This is a genomic window from Paenibacillus larvae subsp. larvae (assembly GCF_002003265.1).
GTDB classification, from domain to species: Bacteria; Bacillota; Bacilli; order Paenibacillales; family NBRC-103111; genus Paenibacillus_H; species Paenibacillus_H larvae.
In genome coordinates this window covers 2,489,400-2,509,587 of record NZ_CP019687.1, presented here as the reverse complement: position 1 = coordinate 2,509,587, position 20,188 = coordinate 2,489,400, and the positions used below count along the sequence as shown (strand labels likewise).

The window sequence follows — 20,188 nt, the reverse complement described above, 5'->3', positions numbered from 1 at the left end:
GAATTTAGAGAGAACAGCAGCACCCTGGCCCTTAGCAAACTTGTAGGAGGTTTTTCCATGTGGACAGTAATTTATATTGCTCCCACAGCGAATATTGCAGAGCGAATAAAAGATAGACTGACAGAAGAAGGTTTCCTGGTTCAGGTCCGGGGAGTCAGCATGTCGAAGAATCAGTTCGAAATCTTAGTTCCCGAAGGTGAAGTGGAAGAGGTGCAGGAAGTACTGAATTCCATTTTGCATAACAAGTAAAGCGGGAAAGGCAGATTGATCTTCTTCCGGTATTGGAACACAAAGGCTAGAAGTAGCGGGCGAAGCAGGATTATGAAGCCAGTGAGGTGTGAATGTGTTAAAGGATCTATTTCAAAAGCGAAAATACGCAACCATCCCTTCCGAAAAAACAAAGAGGGATATTCCAGAAGGCTTAATGAATAAATGTCCGCGCTGCGGTACCATTCAATACAGCAAAGAACTTGAGAAGAACTTGAAAGTGTGCCTCGCGTGCGGTTATCATTACAAATTAAACGCGATGGAACGCGTTCGTATGACACTTGATGACGAACGGCTTTTTGAATATGATGATCAGATGATATCTGAAGATCCGTTGGGGTTCCCTGATTATAAGGACAAGCTGGCTAAGGCTTCGTCCAGATCCGGATTGAAAGACGCCATTGTGACTGGGGAAGGAACAATTGGCGGTTTTCCTGTGGTTATTGGAGCCATGAGCTTTGATTTTATGGGCGGTTCCCTGGGGTCCGTAGTCGGGGAGAAAATAACCCGGGCCGTTGAAAAAGCTATTCAGAAGCAGTACCCTGTCATTCTCTTCTCAACTTCCGGCGGGGCCCGTATGCAGGAAAGTATTCTCAGCCTGATGCAGATGGCCAAAACAAGTGCTGCCATTTCCAAGTTGAACGAATCTGGTGGATTATTTGTTTCGGTCATAACGGATCCGACCTTTGGCGGAGTTACAGCTAGCTTTGCTATGCTTGGCGATATTATCCTGGCTGAACCGGCATCTTCATTCGGTTTTACCGGACGTCGTGTGATTGAGCAAACTATTCGGGAAAAACTGCCGAATAACTTCCAGACTGCAGAGTTTAACCTTCAGCACGGCCAGTTGGATAAGGTCGTGCACCGGAAGGAAATGAGGGCGACACTCACAGCCATTTTGGATATGCACATGATGAAGGGGGATGCGAATTATGGCGGGTGAACTGTCTTTTGAGCAGCCTCTGGTAGAGCTGCGTGCCAAAATCGAGGAACTGAAAAAGTTCGGCGAGGAGAAACAGATTGATTTCTCGGAAGAAATCAAACGTTTAGAAGAAAGATACGAGCAATTGGAGAATGAATTGTATGTCAACATGAGCACACCGCAAAGAATGCAGCTGGCCAGACATCCTGGCCGGCCTACAGCCATGGACTATATACAATCCATTTTTACTGATTTTATAGAGCTTCATGGGGATCGCCTATATGGTGATGACCTGGCTATCGTCGGTGGTATCGCCAAACTGGAGGGCAGACCGGTCACGGTTATTGGCCACCAAAAGGGTAAAGATACTAAAGACAACATTGCCCGCAATTTTGGAATGCCCCATCCGGAGGGGTACCGGAAAGCGTTGCGTCTAATGCAACAGGCGGACAAGTTCAAACGTCCAATCATTACATTTATCGATACGAAGGGAGCTTACCCCGGCATCGCATCTGAAGAACGCGGGCAAGGGGAGGCTATTGCACGCAATTTGTTGGAAATGGCATCAATGCGTGTGCCGATTATCTGCATAGTGATTGGTGAAGGTGGTAGTGGAGGAGCGCTGGCTTTGGGTGTCGGCAACCGGGTTCTCATGCTTGAGAATTCTATCTATTCGGTAATTAGCCCCGAAGGTGCCGCTTCTATACTATATAATGATGCTTCAAAGTCCCTGCATGCGGCGGAGGCAATGAAAATTACCGCCAAAGATATTGAGAAACTGGGGGTAATTGACGGAACGATTCCAGAGCCCAAAGGCGGTGCTCACCGGGATTGGGAGAAGCAGGCGGATTACATAAAAGCTGCACTTCTTGAACATTTGCAGCCGCTGCTTACCATGTCGGAACAGGAGCTCAAAGAAGACCGATACCGGAAATTCAGGGAGATCGGCAGGTTTACATTCACACAGGAGGGAAACCATGCGTAAAACTAAAATCGTTTGTACAATCGGCCCAGCAAGTGAATCTCTGGAAATACTGAAAAAGTTGATGAACGCGGGCATGAACGTGGCCCGTCTTAATTTCTCACACGGAGACTATGAGGAACACGGAAAGCGGATTCAGACCATACGTCAGGCATCGCAGGAAACCGGGAAAAATGTGGCTATCCTATTAGATACCAAAGGACCGGAAATTCGTACGGGCAATCTGAAGGAAGAACCTATCGAGCTTGTTCAGGGAAATAAAATTACACTGACAACGGAAGAAATTCTTGGGGATGCGAATCGCATTTCCATTACTTACCAGAATCTTCCTAAGGATGTTCAAGTAGGGTTCACCATTTTAATTGACGACGGTCTGATCGGCCTTAGGGTTGACAGCATCAACGAAACTGATATTGAGTGCACCATTGTAAATGGGGGAGCTATTAAAAGCAAGAAAGGCGTGAATGTTCCTGGGGTAAAAATTGCCCTTCCAGGAATCACTGAAAAGGATGCTAATGACATCAGATTCGGCATTAAGCAGGATGTGGATTTTATTGCCGCTTCTTTTGTTCGCAAAGCAAGCGATGTGCTTGAAATCCGTGAATTATTGGAGCATCATAACGCAACCCACATTCAAATCATCCCGAAAATTGAAAACCAGGAAGGCGTCGAAAACCTGGATGAGATCATCGAGGTTTCTGACGGTTTAATGGTGGCACGTGGTGATCTTGGTGTAGAAATCCCTGCGGAGGAAGTACCGATCGCACAAAAAGAAATGATCAAAAAATGCAACCTGGCAGGGAAGCCGGTTATTACGGCAACGATGATGCTGGATTCCATGCAGCGCAACCCTCGTCCGACCCGCGCGGAATCCAGTGATGTGGCCAACGCTGTATTCGACGGTTCAGATGCTGTTATGTTGTCTGGAGAAACAGCTGCCGGAAAATATCCGGTAGAAGCGGTTCAAACCATGGCCCGTATTGCAGAGCGTACGGAACAAGCCCTGCAGTATCGTGAAATCTTTCTCCATCGGGCCAATGCTCTGCAGGTGACGGTAACTGAGGCCATCAGCCAGGCCGTAGCCAATGCTGCATTGGAATTGGAGGCAAAAGCGATTATTACGGCTACCGAAAGCGGCTTTACAGCACGTATGGTATCCAAATACCGCCCGGAATCCCCGATTATTGCCGTAACCAAAACCGAGCGTATGATGCGTCGGCTCAGTCTGGTTTGGGGGGTACATCCTGTACTTCGCGGTCATGCAAGTACAACCGATGAACTGTTCGAGCAAGCGGTGGAAAGCAGTCTAAAAACCGGTGCAGTATCACTGGGTGACATCGTTATCATTACAGCAGGAGTTCCTGTAGGAAGTTCCGGCAGCACCAACCTGATGAAAGTGCATCAAATCGGTGAAATGATTGGAAAAGGAACGGGAATCGGTTCCCAAAACATTACCGGTAACGTATGCTCGGCTTCTTCCGCAGAGGAAGCTCTGAATAAAATGACGGACGGTGCGATTCTGGTGGCCCGCAGCACAGACAAAGACTATATGCCGGCTATTGAAAAAGCTTCCGCATTGATTACGGAACTTGGAGGAATTACTTCTCATGCGGCAGTAGTGGCTGTTAGCCTGGGTATTCCGGTAATTGTTGGGGTGGAACGTGCCCTTGATTTGATGAAAGACGGTATGGAAGTGTCTGTCTATCCGGAGGTTGGTGTAATTTATTCAGGAAGAGCCCGTGTTCTTTAATACACCAAACGGACTTTGACATAAACAGGCTTGCATAAATCCCTAAGATGTTTGTTTATCGCTTTAATTGGTTAAGCAAAATGCTTAAACTAAGGAGTGAACCAGAGCTTGATTTCTCTGTTTCACTCTTTTTTTAAAAGTTTAGAAAGAAACAGGAAATTAGGGGAGGTCATGCCATGAGTTTTCCGTGGAAAGAACATCATTTAAGGGTGAGATATGCGGAGACGGATGCTATGGGTGTCGTATATCATGCCAATTATTTAATTTGGCTGGAAGTAGGCCGTACGGAGTTTATCAGGGAAATGGGATACCCTTATGCCAAAATGGAGGAGCAGGGGCTATTACTTCCTGTAGTCGAGACAAATCTCCGGTACCGCAGGCCGGCAAAATACGACGATGCCATTACAGTGTACTCGCGGATCGAATCCTTTACTCCAAGCAAAATTATTTTTACTTATGAAATCAGAAGAAAGGCGGAAGCGGAACAGCAGAATGAAGACCCTGCCGGGGAACTCCTTGTTACAGGAACGACGGTTCACGTATGGATTAACCGTTCCTGGAATCCTGTACGTATAGATAAGGAAGCTCCAGAGTTATTCTTATTTTTGCAGGAAAACGCATGAAGTCCTGCCTATTTAGATTTATCCCGGCCCGGGTTCGGCGATTCAGCCGGATCCGGGTTACTTTAAATTTCATCCATTTCATATACTTTTAAGAAAAATTTGTTTGTATCCATTTTCACGCGAAATGCAAATAAATTGAAAAACAGTTTCAACTAATGAACCGGAACTGTCTGAATTTGCCTGTTCTTGTTTTTATTAAAAACATACGTGAATAGGCTTACATAGTATACTTTTTTGATAAGAAGTAATGGATATAATGCGGTTTTCCCCATTATCAAGCTGTATAACAAACTTTGTTTATTGTACTGATAATGAACTTTTATGTCTAAATTTGTTCACAGAATTTCTAAAATCCTTTATTATTGAACTAAAGGGAATAAGCAATTTTTGTAAATTCAAGTGAATTAAGGGGAGATTCCAATGACAGCAACCAAAGGTTTGGAAGGCATTGTCGCTACGACGTCTTCGATCAGCTCGATCATTGACGGCGTTTTAACTTATCGGGGTATTGATATCGATGAATTGGCAGAACGCGCCTCTTTCGAAGAGGTTATTTATTTACTTTGGTTCGGCAAACTGCCAAACCGGTCCGAGTTGGAACAGCTTCGCAAAGACTTGAATGAGAATATGTCCATTCCGGATGGTATCATTCAGCAGTTGAAGCTGTATCCGAAAGATACAAATTCCATGGCTGCCTTGCGTACCGCGGTATCAAGTCTTTCTTTCTACGACAGGGAAGCTGGTGATATGAGCCGGGAAGCTAATATCCGCAAAGCAATCAGATTGCAAGCCAAGCTTCCTGCCGTTATTGCTGCTTTTGCTCGCATCCGGGAAGGCAAAGAGCCATTACCGCCGGCAGGGCATGATACGATCGCAGCCAACTTCCTGTATATGCTGACAGGGGAAGAACCTCATTCCACAGCTGCGGAAGCACTGAACAAAGCACTCGTCCTCCATGCGGATCATGAACTTAATGCATCTACTTTTGCGGCCCGTGTTACCGTTGCAACATTATCTGATATTTATTCCGGCATTACTTCTGCAATTGGAGCCCTCAAGGGGCCTCTTCACGGAGGAGCCAATGAAGCGGTAATGGCAATGCTCGAGGAAATCGGGACAGAGGATAATATTCGACCCTATATCACAAAGAAAATCGAACATAAAGAGAAAATCATGGGATTCGGGCACCGTGTTTACAAAACGGGTGATCCCCGTGCCAAGCATCTTCAACAGATGTCCAAAGAGCTTGGAGAGTCAACAGGCGACTTGAAGTGGTATAACATGTCTATCCGGATTGAAGAGCTTATTCATAATCTAAAGGGACTGAAGCCTAACGTGGACTTTTATTCTGCTTCTGTTTATACCGCACTTCAAATTCCGAGAGATTTGTTTACCCCGATTTTTGCCTTGAGCCGGACAGCCGGTTGGGCTGCCCATATCCTGGAACAGTATGAAAATAACCGGATCATCCGTCCGCGTGCTGAATATACGGGGCCTGTTAATCAAAGATTCATACCTATAGAGTCGCGCTAATTGTAAAAGAGGATTTGCGCTATATCCCTACATTATCCATAATAAGGAGAGGCAGGTGTGAACCTGCCTTAAGGAATTTATTATATTGATAGGAGGAATTTGAGAGATGCCACAATTTGAAAGCTACTCACTGCCCGCCGAAGGCGAGAGAATTACGATTGAAAACGGAAAACTGCAGGTGCCAAACAATCCTATTATTCCTTTTATCGAAGGAGACGGAACAGGTCCCGATATCTGGGCCTCCGCTCAACGTGTGCTGGATGCGGCTGTAGAAAAAGCCTATAAAGGTGAGAAGAAAATTGCCTGGTATGAAGTATTTGCAGGGGAGAAAGCTTTCAACAAATTTGGAAGCTGGCTTCCTAACGATACGTTAACTGCCATTCGTGAATATATTGTTGCTATTAAAGGGCCTCTGACCACTCCGGTTGGCGGAGGTATCCGTTCTTTGAACGTTGCGCTGCGTCAGGAGTTGGACCTCTATACTTGCCTTCGTCCGGTCCGCTATTTCGACGGAGTACCGTCTCCGGTAAAACGTCCTGAACTCGTGGACATGGTCATTTTCCGTGAAAATACGGAAGATATTTATGCCGGTATTGAATACCAGGAAGGCAGCGAAGAAGTTAAGAAAGTGGTAGAATTCCTCAAAAATGAGATGGGTGTGAACAAAATTCGTTTCCCTGAAACATCCGGAATTGGCATCAAACCTGTCTCCAAAGAAGGCTCCAGCCGTTTGATCCGTGCGGCTATTAAATATGCAATCAAGCATAACCGCAAGAGCGTCACCCTGGTGCACAAAGGAAACATCATGAAATTTACCGAGGGTGCTTTCAAGAACTGGGGTTACGAACTGGCCGAAAAGGAGTTTGGAGATAATACCTTCACCTGGGCCCAGTATGACCGTATTAAGGAAGAGCAGGGCGTTGAAGCGGCTAATGCGGCACAAAAAGAGGCCGAAGAGGCAGGCAAAATCATCGTAAAAGATGCCATCGCCGATATTGCCCTGCAGCAGGTTCTGACCCGTCCGAATGATTTTGATGTGATTGCGACCCTCAACCTGAACGGTGATTACCTGTCTGATGCCCTGGCTGCCCAAGTAGGCGGAATCGGTATTGCGCCCGGAGCTAACATCAACTATGTAACAGGACATGCGATTTTTGAAGCCACACATGGTACGGCTCCTAAATATGCAGGATTGGATGTTGTGAACCCGGGATCGGTCATTCTTTCCGGTGTTATGATGCTGGAACATCTCGGATGGCTGGAAGCAGCTGACCTGATCTATAAAGGGATGGCCGTTTCCATTAACAACAAGACGGTCACTTACGACTTTGCACGTCTGATGGAAGGCGCCAAGGAAATCAAATGCTCGGAATTCGGCAGTGAAATCATTAAAAACATGGACTAATACTAATCTACGGAGGTAGCGGAAAATGGCCATTCGTCGTAAAAAAATAACGGTTGTAGGTGCTGGTTTTACGGGGGCAACCACAGCATTAATGCTGGCTCAAAAAGAATTGGGAGACGTCGTGCTGGTTGATATTCCTCAACTGGAGAACCCTACAAAGGGAAAAGCATTGGACATGCTTGAAGCCAGCCCGGTTCAGGGATTTGACAGTACAATTATCGGTACTTCGAACTACGAGGATACCAAGGGATCTGATGTGGTTATTATCACGGCAGGTGTAGCCCGTAAGCCTGGTATGAGCCGGGATGATCTTGTAAACACCAATGCCGGTATCGTCAAATCAGTTTGCGAGAATGTAAAAACGTATTGTCCGGATAGTATTGTCATTATCCTGAGCAATCCTGTTGATGCGATGACGTATACGGCTTATCAGACTCTAGGGTTTCCTAAAAACCGTGTAATCGGCCAATCCGGCGTTTTGGATACCGCACGTTACTGCACATTTATCGCCCAGGAACTGAATGTATCAGTGGAAGATGTGCGCGGATTTGTTCTGGGTGGTCACGGTGATGACATGGTTCCGCTTGTCCGCTATTCCAGCGTTGGTGGTATTCCAATTGATAAGCTGATTCCACAAGACCGGATTGATGCAATTGTCAAGCGTACCCGTACAGGCGGAGGAGAGATCGTCAATCTGCTTGGCAACGGAAGCGCCTACTATGCACCGGCCGCTTCCCTTGTCCAAATGACGGAAGCCATTCTAAAGGACAAAAAACGGGTTCTTCCTTCCATCGCCCTCCTGCAAGGAGAATACGGCTACGATAACCTGTTTATGGGCGTCCCTACCCTTCTTGGGGGAGACGGAATTGAGAAAGTATTCGAACTTGAGCTTACAGCGGAAGAAAAAGCGGCGCTCGATAAATCCGCAGAGTCCGTACGGAATGTCATCCAAGTAGTGAGCGTTTAGTCAAAACAAACAGGGCTGTTGAGTCATCAACGGCCCTGTATTCATGTATATGTAGCTGGAAAACGGAAAGTTATGACATAAAAAATGCGGGTCTACATGGATAGTTCGTCGAGTGTTTTCTCGACGCTTGGGGCAAGGTGGGTAAGGAAATACTCCACTTCAGGCATATTTAGCTGCCTGATGGCTTCTTCTGTCTGCTTCCTGGCTGTTCCAAACTCTCGGTATTGCGCATCAGACTCCAACGTTCGATATGTTTCAGTCTGTACATGTAGGCAAAAAAGTCGCTTTCCATAATTACAGCTCCTTAAGAAGAGTGGGTCATTAAGGGTTTTCTTAAGCTTATCTGCCTGGTTGCCGGATCATACTGGGCCTGTTGTCGGGTTAAAGTTTGCAGATCTTTCCAGGAAATCATGGGGCGTCCCCCGCGAAGCAGTAAAGGCTTTTTAAGTCGGAGTATCCCGGCAGTTCCTCTAAGTTCCATGCTGCGTATTTTACCTACCCAATACCGGTCTTGATAGCGGATGATCACTTTTTGATGATCCAGCTGCATATCGCCACCAAGCTGTTTCATTGCATCGTCAAGCGGAAAGAAATCCGGGCTGTCCGGTATAGGGATCGTTCTTTTTTGAATAATACGATCCAAACGCTCAGGTGTGATCCAGGGACTGCCGGCATTAATGCGGGGAATTCGCATCGGATCAGCGTCTCTGGTGGCCATTTGCGGAATGATGGTAAACCCGTATTGAAACCCACTTTTCTTCAATAAGCGGATGCTTTCGGTATTAATAATTCCGTAAGGATACGCAATCGTGTCTACAGGCCGTTCGTAAATTCTGCTCAGATGTTCAATAGAAGTTTTTCCGTCCTTAAGAATGCGCTGTTCGTACTGTTCCTTGGTTTCTTCCTTCCCGTCCACAGTTTCTCTGCCTACGAGCGCAGCTTGATTGTTACCCAGCTTCCGATGAGAAGCATGGGTATGGGACTGGATGTCGATGAAATCCGTTTCATGCGTCATTTGATAGAGTTCATCCCGGGACATAGGAGGAATATAAGAGGATTCCGGATCATCCAGTGTTTCCGTAATGACAAAGCTGACAGCGGGAACCTCATACTTTTTTAGAACAGGATAGGCATTCTCGTATACGCTCTTATAGCCATCATCAAGCGTAACCAGTACTGCGTTGGAAGGGACGGAGGCCCCTTTCATGAACGCCTTAAATTCGGTAAGGGAAATAAAATGATAGCCTTTGTCTTTCAAGTACCGGATCTGGTCTTCAAATAACCGGGTCGTCACGGTACCGGAGCTTTTGTCCGTGTCGTGAATATGATGATACATGAGCACCGCTACTTGGTCTCTGTAAGAAGGATTCTTTTGTTCAGCCTGAATAGGCTGGAGTATAAGGGTGAGCCCTAGCAGGGAGGCAAGCAGGGTGCCGGATAGCCACTTCCAATTCATGTAATTACTCCTTTATCTTCTAGTAAAAAAAGGCAGATTCCGCCACCCTGTGATACAATACAGGAAGCTAGTCTGATAGAGTTGTAACGCAAGAGAAAACTGTTTTAGCGCCTTAAAGGCGGGCGAGTTTTCTGTAAAATAAACCAATTCAGCCTAATGACGAGAGGGGTATCAAGCACAATGCAGCATTTTCAACAGAGTGTCTATGATATGATTGTGGAAACATCTACGAATCTGCCAGCCGATGTGAGAGAGGCAATTCAAAAAGCAAGACTCATGGAGGATCAGGGAACGCGTGCGGCCCTTGCCCTTTCCACAATTACGGATAATATTCATATGGCCGAAACGAATGTATCTCCTATTTGTCAGGATACAGGAATGCCTACGTTTATTATACACTGTCCCGTCGGAGCGAACCAACTGATCATGAAAAAAGACATTTTAGCTGCGATTCAGCGTGCAACCAAAGATAGTAAGCTGAGACCGAACTCCGTGGACTCCCTGACGGGTGAAAATAGCGGAGATAACCTTGGTGCCGGAACCCCGGTCATTCATTTTGAACAATGGGAACGGGATGACATTGAGATAAAGCTCATTTTAAAGGGCGGTGGCTGTGAGAACAAAAACATTCAGTACAGCCTGCCGGCTGATATCCCTGGTCTTGATAAAGCAGGACGTGATCTTGACGGTATCCGGAAATGCATTTTGCATGCGGTCTATCAGGCACAAGGACAAGGATGCAGTGCAGGAGTAATTGGCGTAGGTATTGGCGGAGACCGGACAACCGGGTATGAACTGGCCAAACAACAGCTGTTCCGGTCATTGGACGATATCAATCCCAATGAGGATTTGCGGAAGTTGGAAGAGTATATTCTGGAAAATGCCAATAAGCTTGGTGTGGGAACAATGGGCTTTGGCGGCCAGGTTACGCTGCTTGGCTGTAAAATCGGGGCCTATAACCGGCTTCCGGCCAGCTTCTTTGTATCGGTAGCCTACAATTGTTGGGCTTACCGCCGGCAAGGTGTACGGATTGATGCCGGATCAGGGGAAATCACGGAATGGCTGTACCGGTCAGGGTCCGAGAAACCGATGGAGACGGATTCAGCCCATAGGCAGCAAGAAGTGCAGGAGCCAGCGGAACGCCGGGAGTTCAGACTTACGGCACCTCTTACGGAAGAACAGGTCCGTGAGCTGAAGGTGGGCGATGTCGTCATTCTGGACGGATTGCTCCATACCGGCAGGGATGCACTTCACAAATATTTATTGGATCATGATTCCCCGGTTGATCTGAACGGGGCCGTTATTTATCATTGTGGTCCGGTTATGAGCAAAGAAGCGGACGGAGGCTGGAAAGTTAAGGCAGCAGGGCCTACGACGAGCATTCGGGAGGAGCCGTATCAGGGCGATATTATGAAAAAATTTGGCATTCGTGCCGTCATAGGCAAGGGGGGGATGGGAGCGAAAACCCTTGTGGCTTTACAGGAACATGGCGGTGTTTACCTGAATGCTATCGGGGGAGCGGCCCAATATTATGCCGAATGCTTCAAGCAGGTAGAGGGAGTGGACTTTTTGGAATTCGGAATTCCGGAAGCCATGTGGCACCTTCAGACAGAAGGCTTTGCAGCCATTGTAACGATGGACTCAAACGGCAACAGCCTTCATGCGGATGTAGAAAAGGATTCTTTTGAAAGCTTGCAGCATTCAAGAAACCTGTATTTTAAAACTCATTAATTGGGTTTTCAGCTATAAATAAAACTCACTTAGTAATGTTATTTTTCGATCCTGCTAAAACTGGAAAAGGGTATGGAAAACAAATTATTCAATTATTAGTCAGTGACTTTGGAGTGACAACTGTTGATGTAAATAAACAAAATGAGAATGCAAAAATGTTCTACTACTGCCATTTGAAATTAACGGTAAATCAAAGAAGCTTCATGGGGAGAGATCGTCTCCTTCATGAAGCTTTTTTGATAACGGGAGGATGAACGCCTAATGCAGGGGCGTATTTCCACTTGAATAAGGTTCAACCGGAATTCGTGTATCCGGTAAAATTGTATTGGCCATCTGGTCTTTATGATAAAGCCAAAGTTCAGGTGTATCCTGAACATTGCGGATAGTAAGATATATATTTCCCTTTAGGAGCTGTCTGGTTTTCAGATAGACGCAGTTGCCATCCACCCGGATTTGATTCGGGGGTACAGGAAAAGATTTACCCTGATGACCAATCACAAAGCTGTTCGGCTGCTTGGCGGAAACTTCCTTGATTCTCTTATGGAAAGTAACCCGAATCGTATGGGAGTCTGTCCACTTGGCTTCCTTGGCGATAGGTACTTCTTCATAAATATAACCGCCAAGATGATATTCATATGCTGTCCATGTTGAGTATCCGATCTGTTGCGTGGTTTGAATAAAAGTATTCAGCCATGTCCTGCTTTTGGTCATTTGGATGCCGGAGCCAATATCGGCCTGAATGCCGAGAGGCAGGGAAGGATGCCGGCTGCGGATTTGCTCGACAAACGGTTGATACTTAAGAGGATAATTTCCGGGCAGTACGGATTCGGGTTTGCCCCAATCCGGCCAGTGTGTTTGCAGGACATGGATATCGGGGTGGACGGCACTGATCATCTTCGCTGCATCCATCCCCTGGTATTCCCTCAATAAAGAAACAGAGCCCGGCCCTGCGTCTATCGCCAAAGACCATGTGGCAACCAGCAATCCTGGTCTGGCTTCCCTGACTCCCCCTCGTCCGTTTATGAGCTCATTCAGAAAATTATTTACAGCATCTACCCGGAAGGTCTGCCATTTGCCGTACAGGTCGGGCTGTTTTTTGTAATAATAAGCATGCTTGGGGTCTGCAAAGTTAGGCATGGGAAGCCCGTAAAACTTGGAGAAGGCCGCTTCCGCAAGAGGACCCACATCCCCGTAATTTCCCGACTCGATTCCGTTCCACTCGGGAAAATAGGGCTCTGCGACTTCAATCCCGTCAAAAGGAAACGATTCTATCAGGTGTGCCAGGGCCTGCTTCTTCCATGCGACATATTTTTCGCTGAAAGGCGAGAACAGGTAAAACCCGTCATTCGGTCTTTCTTTTAATAGTTTCATTTGCCAGGCAGGCCAATCCTCCGGAAACCCTGTAACCGAATAGCTTCCGTTTCCAAGGACAAGTGCCCATACTGCAAGTCCCGCATTGTGGAAGGCTTCAATCAGTTCCCGGTTTACATTATTTTCGTTAGTCACAAAATAATGCACGGACCGGTATCCGTTTACACGTATTTCTTCAGCAATGCTTGCCGGAGTACGGCCCTGATAATAAGGAAAACCGGGGTCAACTTGAATGGAAGGACCGCATAGCGCATGCTGCTTTCTTTCAGCAGCAGAGTGAGTAACAGCTGAAACGGGAGTGGTCGTCATAAGAAATTCCACCTTCTTTCAAAGGCTGCCTTACGTTTTTATTTTACCATTTTATTCCATAGTGATGAAAGAATGTCTACTTGTTATCTCTTCTTCTTTGTGAAGGGTACTGTTCAAGACAGGAGTAATCGCAGAACATCAATTGACTTGTTGGTGCCCTTCCTATATGTTGAATGCAGAAAAGTAAAAGTTGAAATATGGAGGAGTCGGCATGAACAAATTCCGTGCCAAATTAACGTGGACATTCACGATTCTGATCGGGATTGCCGTCCTCATGGCAGGAGTATTTGCTGCAAAGCTGCTGGAGCAATTTCATATGAATGAGCTTGAGCAGAACCTGGTTCGTGAGCTGCATGTGATGAATGATGTGTTTGATTGGACGAAATCCGGTGAAGAAACGGCCCTGATGGAAGAATTTACGAAAGAGACGCAGAGAATGAAGGAGCAGACGGATGCGCGGGTAACCTACATACGTGCAGACGGTAAGGTGCTTGGGGATTCCAACGAACATCCCTCGGAAATGGACAACCATCTTCACCGGGAAGAAATTGATCAAGCAGCTAAACAAGGCATCGGATCAGTTGTCCGTTTTAGTGATACAATAAGACAAAACATGATGTATGTCGCGGTTTCTGTAAAGGGAGCCAGTGGACAGACTGAAGGATATTTGCGGATGGCCATGAGCTTGCAGCAGATTGAAGGGACCGTCCGGCAATTGTGGCTTTTCTTATTGATTGGACTGCTCATCCTGTTCCTGTTGTCCGGATTGATTTGTTACCGCATTGCGAGGGGGATAACAAGGCCGATCGAACGGATTACCCGGGTGGCCCGCCAAATGGCGAATCAGCAGTATGCAGCCCGTGTACCGGAAGCCGGGAATGATGAAGTCGGCGAACTGGCCAGAACGATTAACCGTATGGCGGAGAACCTGCAAATACAGATGCAGCATATCAGGGAGAATGAATACCGCCTTCAGGGTGTATTGGAAAATATGGTCAGTGGTGTCATGATGGTGGATCAGCGGGGAACGATTACGCTAGTCAATCGTTCTGCAGAGGACATACTGGGATATTCTTCGCATGAGCTGCTGAACAAATCGTATCTGGATGCCGGATTTCAGCTTGAGTTTACCGCACTTCTTGCAGACGCAATTGAAACTCATACCCGGGTCAGGGAAGAGCTTATGCTTCATTTTCCGCAGGAGCAGATCTTGGAGGTTCACGTCAGTCCGATTGTACAAGGGGACGGGCAGCGCAAGGGTGTACTGGTCGTTCTGCATGATATTACAGCTGTTCGGCGTTTGGAACGTATCCGTAGTGAATTTGTCGCAAACGTATCTCACGAACTCAAGACTCCGGTTGCCGCAGTAAAGGGATTTGCTGAAACGCTGATGGCAGGTGCCCTGGAAGATAAAGAAATGGCCAGATCCTTCCTCCAAATTATATATGATGAAAGTGACCGGTTAAACCGTCTGATCGGAGACATCCTCGAACTATCCAAAATTGAATCCAAACGCATACCGCTCCAGTTTTCTCCGGTAGATGTGGAGAGTATAGTAGAAAACTCCATCCAGATGATGAAGGCAGAAGCTGAAAAGAAGCACATCACCCTGGAAAGCTGTGTAGAAAATGAGCTTTATATCGAAGCGGATGAGGACCGTTTGCGGCAAATTTTGATCAATTTGCTGTCTAATGGGATCAGCTATACCCCTGAAGGAGGAAGAGTGTCCATAGGTGTGGAATTTGTGCCAAGTCTGGATGATAATCCGGATAATGAACGGATGCGTATCCGTATTTCAGATACGGGGATCGGGATTCCGGAAAAAGATTTGCCGCGGATTTTTGAGCGGTTCTACCGGGTGGATAAGGCCAGATCCAGAAGTTCAGGAGGGACAGGGCTTGGATTATCCATTGTCAAACACTTAACGGAGCTTCATCACGGCACTATTTCCGTGGAAAGCGAAGCAGGAAAAGGAACCACGTTCAATATAGAACTTCCCGTAATCCAGTAGGCCGGTTAACATTTTTACACGGTGTTGACATTTGGTTTACCATCGTTTTACATCCCGTTGATATGATACAATTAAGTTACAAACCTAATGATAGGGGACGTTGCGATATGTCGCAAAAAATTCTGGTAATTGAAGACGAGCCGACGCTATCCAGATTGTTGTCTTATAACTTGGCTCAGGAAGGGTATGAAACCGATGTGGTCGGGGACGGAGCAGAAGGATACCAGGCGGCTGTGCGCAACACGTATGATCTTATTATCCTGGATATTATGCTTCCCGGCATGAATGGGTTTGAAGTTTTGTCCAAGTTGAGACAAAAAGGAAGCAAGACTCCGGTAATCATCTTAACTGCCCGCAATGCGGAGGAGGAAGTGGTTCAGGGACTCAAATTCGGGGCAGATGACTATATCACGAAGCCGTTTGGGGTAGCAGAGCTGCTGTCCAGAGTATCCGCAGTCCTGCGGAGAACCGGAAACAAAGAGGTGGAGGACACAGGTACTCATTCGGGGGATAAAGTCATCACGGTTGGCGATTTATTCATTTATCCGGAAAAGTATGAAGTAGTGCTGAACAATCAGTCCATCCCCTTGCGTCCGAAAGAATTTGAAGTACTGCTTTATCTAGTCCAGCGTCTGGGTATCGTTGTTACCCGGGATGACCTGATGAATGTAGTTTGGGGATTTGATTATATCGGGGGGCAGCGAACGGTGGACGTACATGTCAGTTCTTTGCGCAAAAAGCTGGAAATGAACCAGCAATCTGTTCAGATTGAGTCGATTCGCGGAGTAGGATATAAGCTGGTTGTATACCAGCCGAAATAACAGTGGAGGTCCCTTTTCTGCATATAGATAAGCCGGATGCGCCAGCATCCCGTTTTTTAATGCCCTCATAATGTTCCGTCCGGATAGGAAGGTGAAGTTGTTTCCGGCTGTGTTTTGTCCTGATCCGGGTTAAAGGTCAGCATTTTTTTTACGGAATTCATGGGGGGAACAGTGGTTATATTTTTTGAAGATTTTATAGAAATGGGCCATATTGGGCATTCCGATTTCTTCCCCTACCTGGGCAACACTGATGTCCCTGGTTAGAAGAATTTTCTCCGCTTTTTTAATCTTTTTGTAATTTACATAATCCATAAAGGACATGCCGATTACTTTTTTAAAATATTTCACGAAATAATAATAACTGACATTGGCGGCCCGGCTTGCCTCTTCTACATGAATTTTTCCGCCAATATTGGCTTCAATATAATCAAATACAGGTTTAAGCCGAATAAAGTCGGTGCTTTTGTTGTAGTTCAGTTTTTTCCGGGTATCATTGCGGAGAAGAGCCAGTACTATGCGCTTGATTAGAATATTCACGGCGATTTCATAACCGGGAGTTTTCGTTTCCCACTCGCGGTAGATTTCCGTTACGCATTCGGCAACGAGAGTCCTGATCTCACTGTTTTCTTCAAAAATATAATTCAGCTTGCTTAAAGCCGATTCCGCTTCGGAGAAATATTTCAGATACGGGATCGTACTTTCATCAAAATAATGCTCCAGATCAAACTGCAGCACCAGGTAAACGGTCTCAATGCCGGGAAAGGACCGGTCTCGGTGCAGCTGGGAGGAACCGATTAAGATAATGTCCCCTTCGTTCAAGAGGGTCATTTCGTTGTTCAGATACACCTCAAGTTTCCCTTTAAGGATGACGAGCATTTCCATTTCTTTATGGTAGTGCCAATTTCCGATGAACGGTTCCCCCCGGAAAGCCTGAAAAATATGCATGGACAAAAAAGGGTTTTCATAATTAATTTTTTCGTTATAAAATTCCACTTTCAGTTCCTCCGTATGGCAAAATCACATATAAGTATACCCATATAAGCAATTGTTTTTCTCTTGGTTTTCTCTATACTTTATTGTAGTACGTCAAGTTTTCTAATGAAAGACCTATCTGATAGGAGGAGTTTGGAGAATGTCGAAAACATATCGCCTTGGTATCATTGGTTGCGGTGGAATTGCAAACGGAAAGCATATGCCGAGTCTGGCCAAATTGGACAATGTAGAAATGGTGGCGTTTTGTGATACTATCAAGGAACGCGCCGACCAAGCCAAAGAACAGTATGGAACGGAAGGGGCCGCAATTTACGAGAACTACCAGGATCTGCTCAAAGACGAGTCAATCGATATCATTCATGTTTGTACGCCAAACGACTCCCATGCGGATATTACCATTGCTTCACTGGAAGCAGGAAAGCACGTCATGTGTGAGAAGCCGATGGCCAAAACAGCCGCCGATGCCCGCCGGATGGTGGAGGCAGCGAAACGCACCGGCAAAAAACTGACAATCGGATATAACAACCGTTTCCGTTCCGACAGCCAATATTTAAATAAAGTATGCCAGGAAGGCGGGCTCGGAGAAATTTATTTTGCGAAAGCGCACGCTATCCGCCGCCGTGCCGTGCCAACTTGGGGTGTATTCCTCGACGAAGAAAAACAGGGCGGGGGACCGCTTATCGATATCGGTACACACGCACTTGATCTAACGCTTTGGATGATGAACAACTATAAGCCGAAAGTGGTTTTGGGTAAAGCTTATCATAAACTTTCCGGCCGTGAAAATGCGGCAAACGCATGGGGGCCTTGGGATCCGGCCAAATTTACTGTGGAAGATTCCGCATTTGGCATGATCACGATGGAAAACGGAGCCACGATCATACTGGAATCCAGCTGGGCACTGAACGCTCTGGATGCGGACGAAGCCAAATGTACACTTTGCGGTACGGAAGGCGGAGCCGACATGAAAGACGGACTTCGCATTAACGGCGAAAAGCACGGCAAACTGTTCACCAACCATATCGAGCTGAATGCAAGCGGCGTTGCTTTCTACGACGGGGTAAGTGAGGAGGCTCCGGATGTTGAAATGAAAATGTGGATTGACGCTATCGAAAATGACAAGGAACCTGTTGTAACTCCGGAACAAGCCTGCGTCGTTTCCGAAATTCTTGAGGCCATCTACACATCCTCTGAAACAGGAAAAGCCGTTTACTTCGATTAATCTCATAATCTTTAATGAAAGCCGTGTACAAGTATTGTATACGGCCTTCTTATTTTGAAATCTCCCATGCAATCTCACCCTTTCTTTTTTTCAGCGGTTGCGTCTTTTGTTCTGTACATAGTCCGCATCGAACAGGAACAGGCGCATCAGGAGCCACAAGGATGGTACCAGGATACAGAGTCCCGCGATAAAGGCAATGATCAAGGCAATTGCCATCTCCGCATTGACGAAGTTTTCGTGGATATGAATGTACGGATATAAAAGATAGGGCAGGTGTGCAGCTCCGTACCCGAAAAAGGCGAAGGCAAACTGCAGGATGACCAGAACAAACGACCAGCAAGTGCCGGGTTTTATGCTGGGCAAAAACACTTCGAAGCATAAGCTTAGTCATGATTATGATTACCCAAATATGAAAAAAATGGGATAGCTCTCTTCAGAAAGGCATAAAAAAGAACAGCAGCAACAACGAAACACAATATGATCAATTTTTTTTCTTGTTTTTTGTAGTTCATCAGTAGCCTCCCCTGCCGGATATATGATTATCTTGTGCAAATTTTTGTGATACCTTTCACAGGCAATATAAATAAGCTTTCTTAATTGGCCGTTTTACATTTTTACATGTCGTTAACAATCTGAGTGTTTGGATTTTACACTGGCTTGTTACGATGATTTCAGAAACAACAAATCATTTGAATTTTTCGGGAGGTCATAATTGATGAAGAAGATGTGGAGCAGAAAGCCTGTTCTATTTCTTGTAACAGGAGTATTATTTGCCAGTTTGCTTGCAGGATGCGGCTCGAAAAGCGAAACGAATGCATCATCCAGCCCAAAAGGCTCTGCGGAGTCATCCGCAAGCAGTGAAGTATCCGGTACAGTGACAGCATCCGGCTCCAGTGCTCTGCTTCCTTTAGTTAAAGCTGCCGCAGCGGAATTCTCCAAGAAAAACTCTAATGTGACTGTAAATGTAACGGCCGGTGGTTCCGGTACAGGCCTTAAGAACGTGGCCGATGGAATTTCGGATATCGGAAATTCTGACGTAGAAGCCAGAGATGAATACAAAGATAAAAATCTTGTAGACCATGTAGTATCGATTGCACCTTTTGCCCTGATTGTAAATAAGGATGTGGAAGTAGAAAATCTGAGCAAGCAACAGGCGGCAGACATCTTCTCCGGTAAAGTGAAAAACTGGAAAGAACTCGGTGGTAAAGACCAGCCTATCGTGATTGTTAATCGCCCTGACAGTTCCGGTTCCCGCAAACTTATCAAGACCCTTGTACTTGGGGATCAGGATTTTACTAAAGAAGGCGTGACCCAGGAGAGCAGCGGGGCCATGAAAACAGCGGTTTCCCAAACCACCGGTGCCATAGGCTATGTAGATATTCCTTATGTGGATGATGCAGTGAAAATGTTGAAATTCGAAGGTGTGGAATACAAGAAAGAAGCGATCAAAGACGGTTCTTACAAACTGTACGGCGTTGAGCATATGTATACCAAAGGAGAGCCTAAAGGAGCCGTTAAAGCCTTCCTTGAATACATCATGAGCGCGGAATTCCAGAATTCCCAGGTAGAGCAGCTGAAATTCCTTCCGGCCTCTACCCTTAAATAATGAATCCTCATTCTATAAAAACCGGTCTCTCCTGTTTGGGAACCGGTTTTCATATTTCCGGACCCGGCCAGTAAAATATTGATTTGCACTCGGCGGGAGGGGGTTAACAAAATTATCTGGTTTAACACTGTGTTAACAAAACGTTTATTTTCTATTTACACTAGTCCCCTATGATGAAAGTGTACTAAAACCGTGGCTTCGGCTTAGAAAAGTAAGGGG

Annotated in this window: 16 protein-coding genes and 2 pseudogenes; 13 read left to right on the top strand and 5 right to left on the bottom strand. The window is 46.1% G+C overall.

All coding sequences use genetic code 11. The features are described from left to right. Positions 1-57 precede the first annotated feature (57 nt). The 8 genes from BXP28_RS13080 (at position 58) to mdh (ending at position 8,449) form a co-directional block, all read left to right on the top strand. A complete protein-coding gene (locus tag BXP28_RS13080; RefSeq protein WP_024095136.1) occupies positions 58-249 on the top strand; it encodes a hypothetical protein in 192 nt (63 codons plus the stop codon). A 94-nt stretch (positions 250-343) separates the two neighbouring features. Then, positions 344-1,210, top strand: coding sequence for an acetyl-CoA carboxylase, carboxyltransferase subunit beta (gene accD, locus BXP28_RS13075; RefSeq protein ID WP_024095135.1), 867 nt, complete (start codon positions 344-346; stop codon positions 1,208-1,210). Beyond that, entirely contained in the window at positions 1,200-2,174 is a 975-nt protein-coding gene (accA, locus tag BXP28_RS13070) for an acetyl-CoA carboxylase carboxyl transferase subunit alpha (RefSeq protein WP_023483424.1), read from the top strand. Before accD ends, accA begins: the two co-directional genes overlap by 11 nt. Further along, positions 2,167-3,921 carry a pyruvate kinase gene (gene pyk / locus BXP28_RS13065; RefSeq protein ID WP_036655239.1) on the top strand — a complete coding sequence of 585 codons (1,755 nt, stop codon included), beginning with the start codon at positions 2,167-2,169 and terminating at the stop codon, positions 3,919-3,921. Before accA ends, pyk begins: the two co-directional genes overlap by 8 nt. 176 nt (positions 3,922-4,097) lie before the next feature. Then, positions 4,098-4,544 (top strand): acyl-CoA thioesterase, encoded by a 447-nt coding sequence (locus tag BXP28_RS13060; protein WP_023483422.1) that lies wholly within the window; start codon positions 4,098-4,100, stop codon positions 4,542-4,544. Positions 4,545-4,964: 420 nt separating this feature from the next. After that, on the top strand, positions 4,965-6,077 hold the full coding sequence (citZ, locus tag BXP28_RS13055) for a citrate synthase (protein WP_023483421.1): 1,113 nt from the start codon (positions 4,965-4,967) through the stop codon (positions 6,075-6,077). A 106-nt stretch (positions 6,078-6,183) separates the two neighbouring features. Then, positions 6,184-7,482, top strand: coding sequence for an NADP-dependent isocitrate dehydrogenase (gene icd, locus BXP28_RS13050; protein WP_023483420.1), 1,299 nt, complete (start codon positions 6,184-6,186; stop codon positions 7,480-7,482). Between the two features lie 25 nt (positions 7,483-7,507). Next, complete coding sequence (gene mdh / locus BXP28_RS13045) at positions 7,508-8,449, top strand: malate dehydrogenase (protein ID WP_023483419.1); 942 nt, start codon at positions 7,508-7,510, stop codon at positions 8,447-8,449. Positions 8,450-8,541: 92 nt separating this feature from the next. Here the strand turns inward: mdh and BXP28_RS13040 are convergent, their stop codons facing one another. After that, positions 8,542-8,691 (bottom strand): YfbR-like 5'-deoxynucleotidase, encoded by a 150-nt coding sequence (locus BXP28_RS13040; protein ID WP_264366238.1) that lies wholly within the window; start codon positions 8,689-8,691, stop codon positions 8,542-8,544. Between the two features lie 62 nt (positions 8,692-8,753). Beyond that, positions 8,754-9,905 carry a polysaccharide deacetylase family protein gene (locus BXP28_RS13035; protein WP_023483418.1) on the bottom strand — a complete coding sequence of 384 codons (1,152 nt, stop codon included), beginning with the start codon at positions 9,903-9,905 and terminating at the stop codon, positions 8,754-8,756. 180 nt (positions 9,906-10,085) lie between these two features. Here BXP28_RS13035 and BXP28_RS13030 point away from each other — a divergent pair. Beyond that, a pseudogene (locus BXP28_RS13030) lies at positions 10,086-11,626 on the top strand (fumarate hydratase). A 268-nt stretch (positions 11,627-11,894) separates the two neighbouring features. Here BXP28_RS13030 and BXP28_RS13025 read toward each other — a convergent pair. After that, positions 11,895-13,316, bottom strand: coding sequence for an N-acyl-D-glucosamine 2-epimerase (locus BXP28_RS13025; RefSeq protein ID WP_235430667.1), 1,422 nt, complete (start codon positions 13,314-13,316; stop codon positions 11,895-11,897). 211 nt (positions 13,317-13,527) lie between these two features. Between BXP28_RS13025 and pnpS the strand changes: the two genes are divergently transcribed. Both pnpS and BXP28_RS13015 read left to right on the top strand, forming a co-directional pair. Further along, on the top strand, positions 13,528-15,327 hold the full coding sequence (gene pnpS, locus BXP28_RS13020; RefSeq protein WP_036655237.1) for a two-component system histidine kinase PnpS: 1,800 nt from the start codon (positions 13,528-13,530) through the stop codon (positions 15,325-15,327). 107 nt (positions 15,328-15,434) lie between these two features. After that, positions 15,435-16,148, top strand: coding sequence for a response regulator transcription factor (locus BXP28_RS13015; protein ID WP_023483414.1), 714 nt, complete (start codon positions 15,435-15,437; stop codon positions 16,146-16,148). Positions 16,149-16,277: 129 nt separating this feature from the next. Here the strand turns inward: BXP28_RS13015 and BXP28_RS13010 are convergent, their stop codons facing one another. Continuing rightward, complete coding sequence (locus BXP28_RS13010) at positions 16,278-17,141, bottom strand: AraC family transcriptional regulator (RefSeq protein ID WP_077585080.1); 864 nt, start codon at positions 17,139-17,141, stop codon at positions 16,278-16,280. A gap of 139 nt (positions 17,142-17,280) precedes the next feature. On the opposite strand from BXP28_RS13010, the gene BXP28_RS13005 reads away from it, so the two are divergent. Then, on the top strand, positions 17,281-18,363 hold the full coding sequence (locus BXP28_RS13005) for a Gfo/Idh/MocA family protein (RefSeq protein WP_023483412.1): 1,083 nt from the start codon (positions 17,281-17,283) through the stop codon (positions 18,361-18,363). A 90-nt stretch (positions 18,364-18,453) separates the two neighbouring features. Here BXP28_RS13005 and BXP28_RS13000 read toward each other — a convergent pair. Beyond that, a pseudogene (locus BXP28_RS13000) lies at positions 18,454-18,696 on the bottom strand (cytochrome d ubiquinol oxidase subunit II); the annotation flags it as partial. 382 nt (positions 18,697-19,078) lie between these two features. Between BXP28_RS13000 and BXP28_RS12995 the strand changes: the two are divergent. Next, positions 19,079-19,969 carry a phosphate ABC transporter substrate-binding protein gene (locus BXP28_RS12995; RefSeq protein WP_036655232.1) on the top strand — a complete coding sequence of 297 codons (891 nt, stop codon included), beginning with the start codon at positions 19,079-19,081 and terminating at the stop codon, positions 19,967-19,969. The last annotated feature ends 219 nt before the right edge of the window (positions 19,970-20,188 follow it).

Bases quoted from the DNA above. Each gene is read 5' to 3' on its own strand.
- BXP28_RS13025 (WP_235430667.1), bottom strand. From the start codon at position 13,316: ATGACGACCACTCCCGTTTCAGCTGTTACTCACTCTGCTGCTGAAAGA.
- BXP28_RS13015 (WP_023483414.1), top strand. From the start codon at position 15,435: ATGTCGCAAAAAATTCTGGTAATTGAAGACGAGCCGACGCTATCCAGA.
- BXP28_RS12995 (WP_036655232.1), top strand. From the start codon at position 19,079: ATGAAGAAGATGTGGAGCAGAAAGCCTGTTCTATTTCTTGTAACAGGA.
- citZ (WP_023483421.1), top strand. From the start codon at position 4,965: ATGACAGCAACCAAAGGTTTGGAAGGCATTGTCGCTACGACGTCTTCG.
- BXP28_RS13035 (WP_023483418.1), bottom strand. From the start codon at position 9,905: ATGAATTGGAAGTGGCTATCCGGCACCCTGCTTGCCTCCCTGCTAGGG.
- BXP28_RS13005 (WP_023483412.1), top strand. From the start codon at position 17,281: ATGTCGAAAACATATCGCCTTGGTATCATTGGTTGCGGTGGAATTGCA.
- mdh (WP_023483419.1), top strand. From the start codon at position 7,508: ATGGCCATTCGTCGTAAAAAAATAACGGTTGTAGGTGCTGGTTTTACG.
- BXP28_RS13080 (WP_024095136.1), top strand. From the start codon at position 58: ATGTGGACAGTAATTTATATTGCTCCCACAGCGAATATTGCAGAGCGA.
- pnpS (WP_036655237.1), top strand. From the start codon at position 13,528: ATGAACAAATTCCGTGCCAAATTAACGTGGACATTCACGATTCTGATC.
- BXP28_RS13060 (WP_023483422.1), top strand. From the start codon at position 4,098: ATGAGTTTTCCGTGGAAAGAACATCATTTAAGGGTGAGATATGCGGAG.
- icd (WP_023483420.1), top strand. From the start codon at position 6,184: ATGCCACAATTTGAAAGCTACTCACTGCCCGCCGAAGGCGAGAGAATT.
- pyk (WP_036655239.1), top strand. From the start codon at position 2,167: ATGCGTAAAACTAAAATCGTTTGTACAATCGGCCCAGCAAGTGAATCT.
- accA (WP_023483424.1), top strand. From the start codon at position 1,200: ATGGCGGGTGAACTGTCTTTTGAGCAGCCTCTGGTAGAGCTGCGTGCC.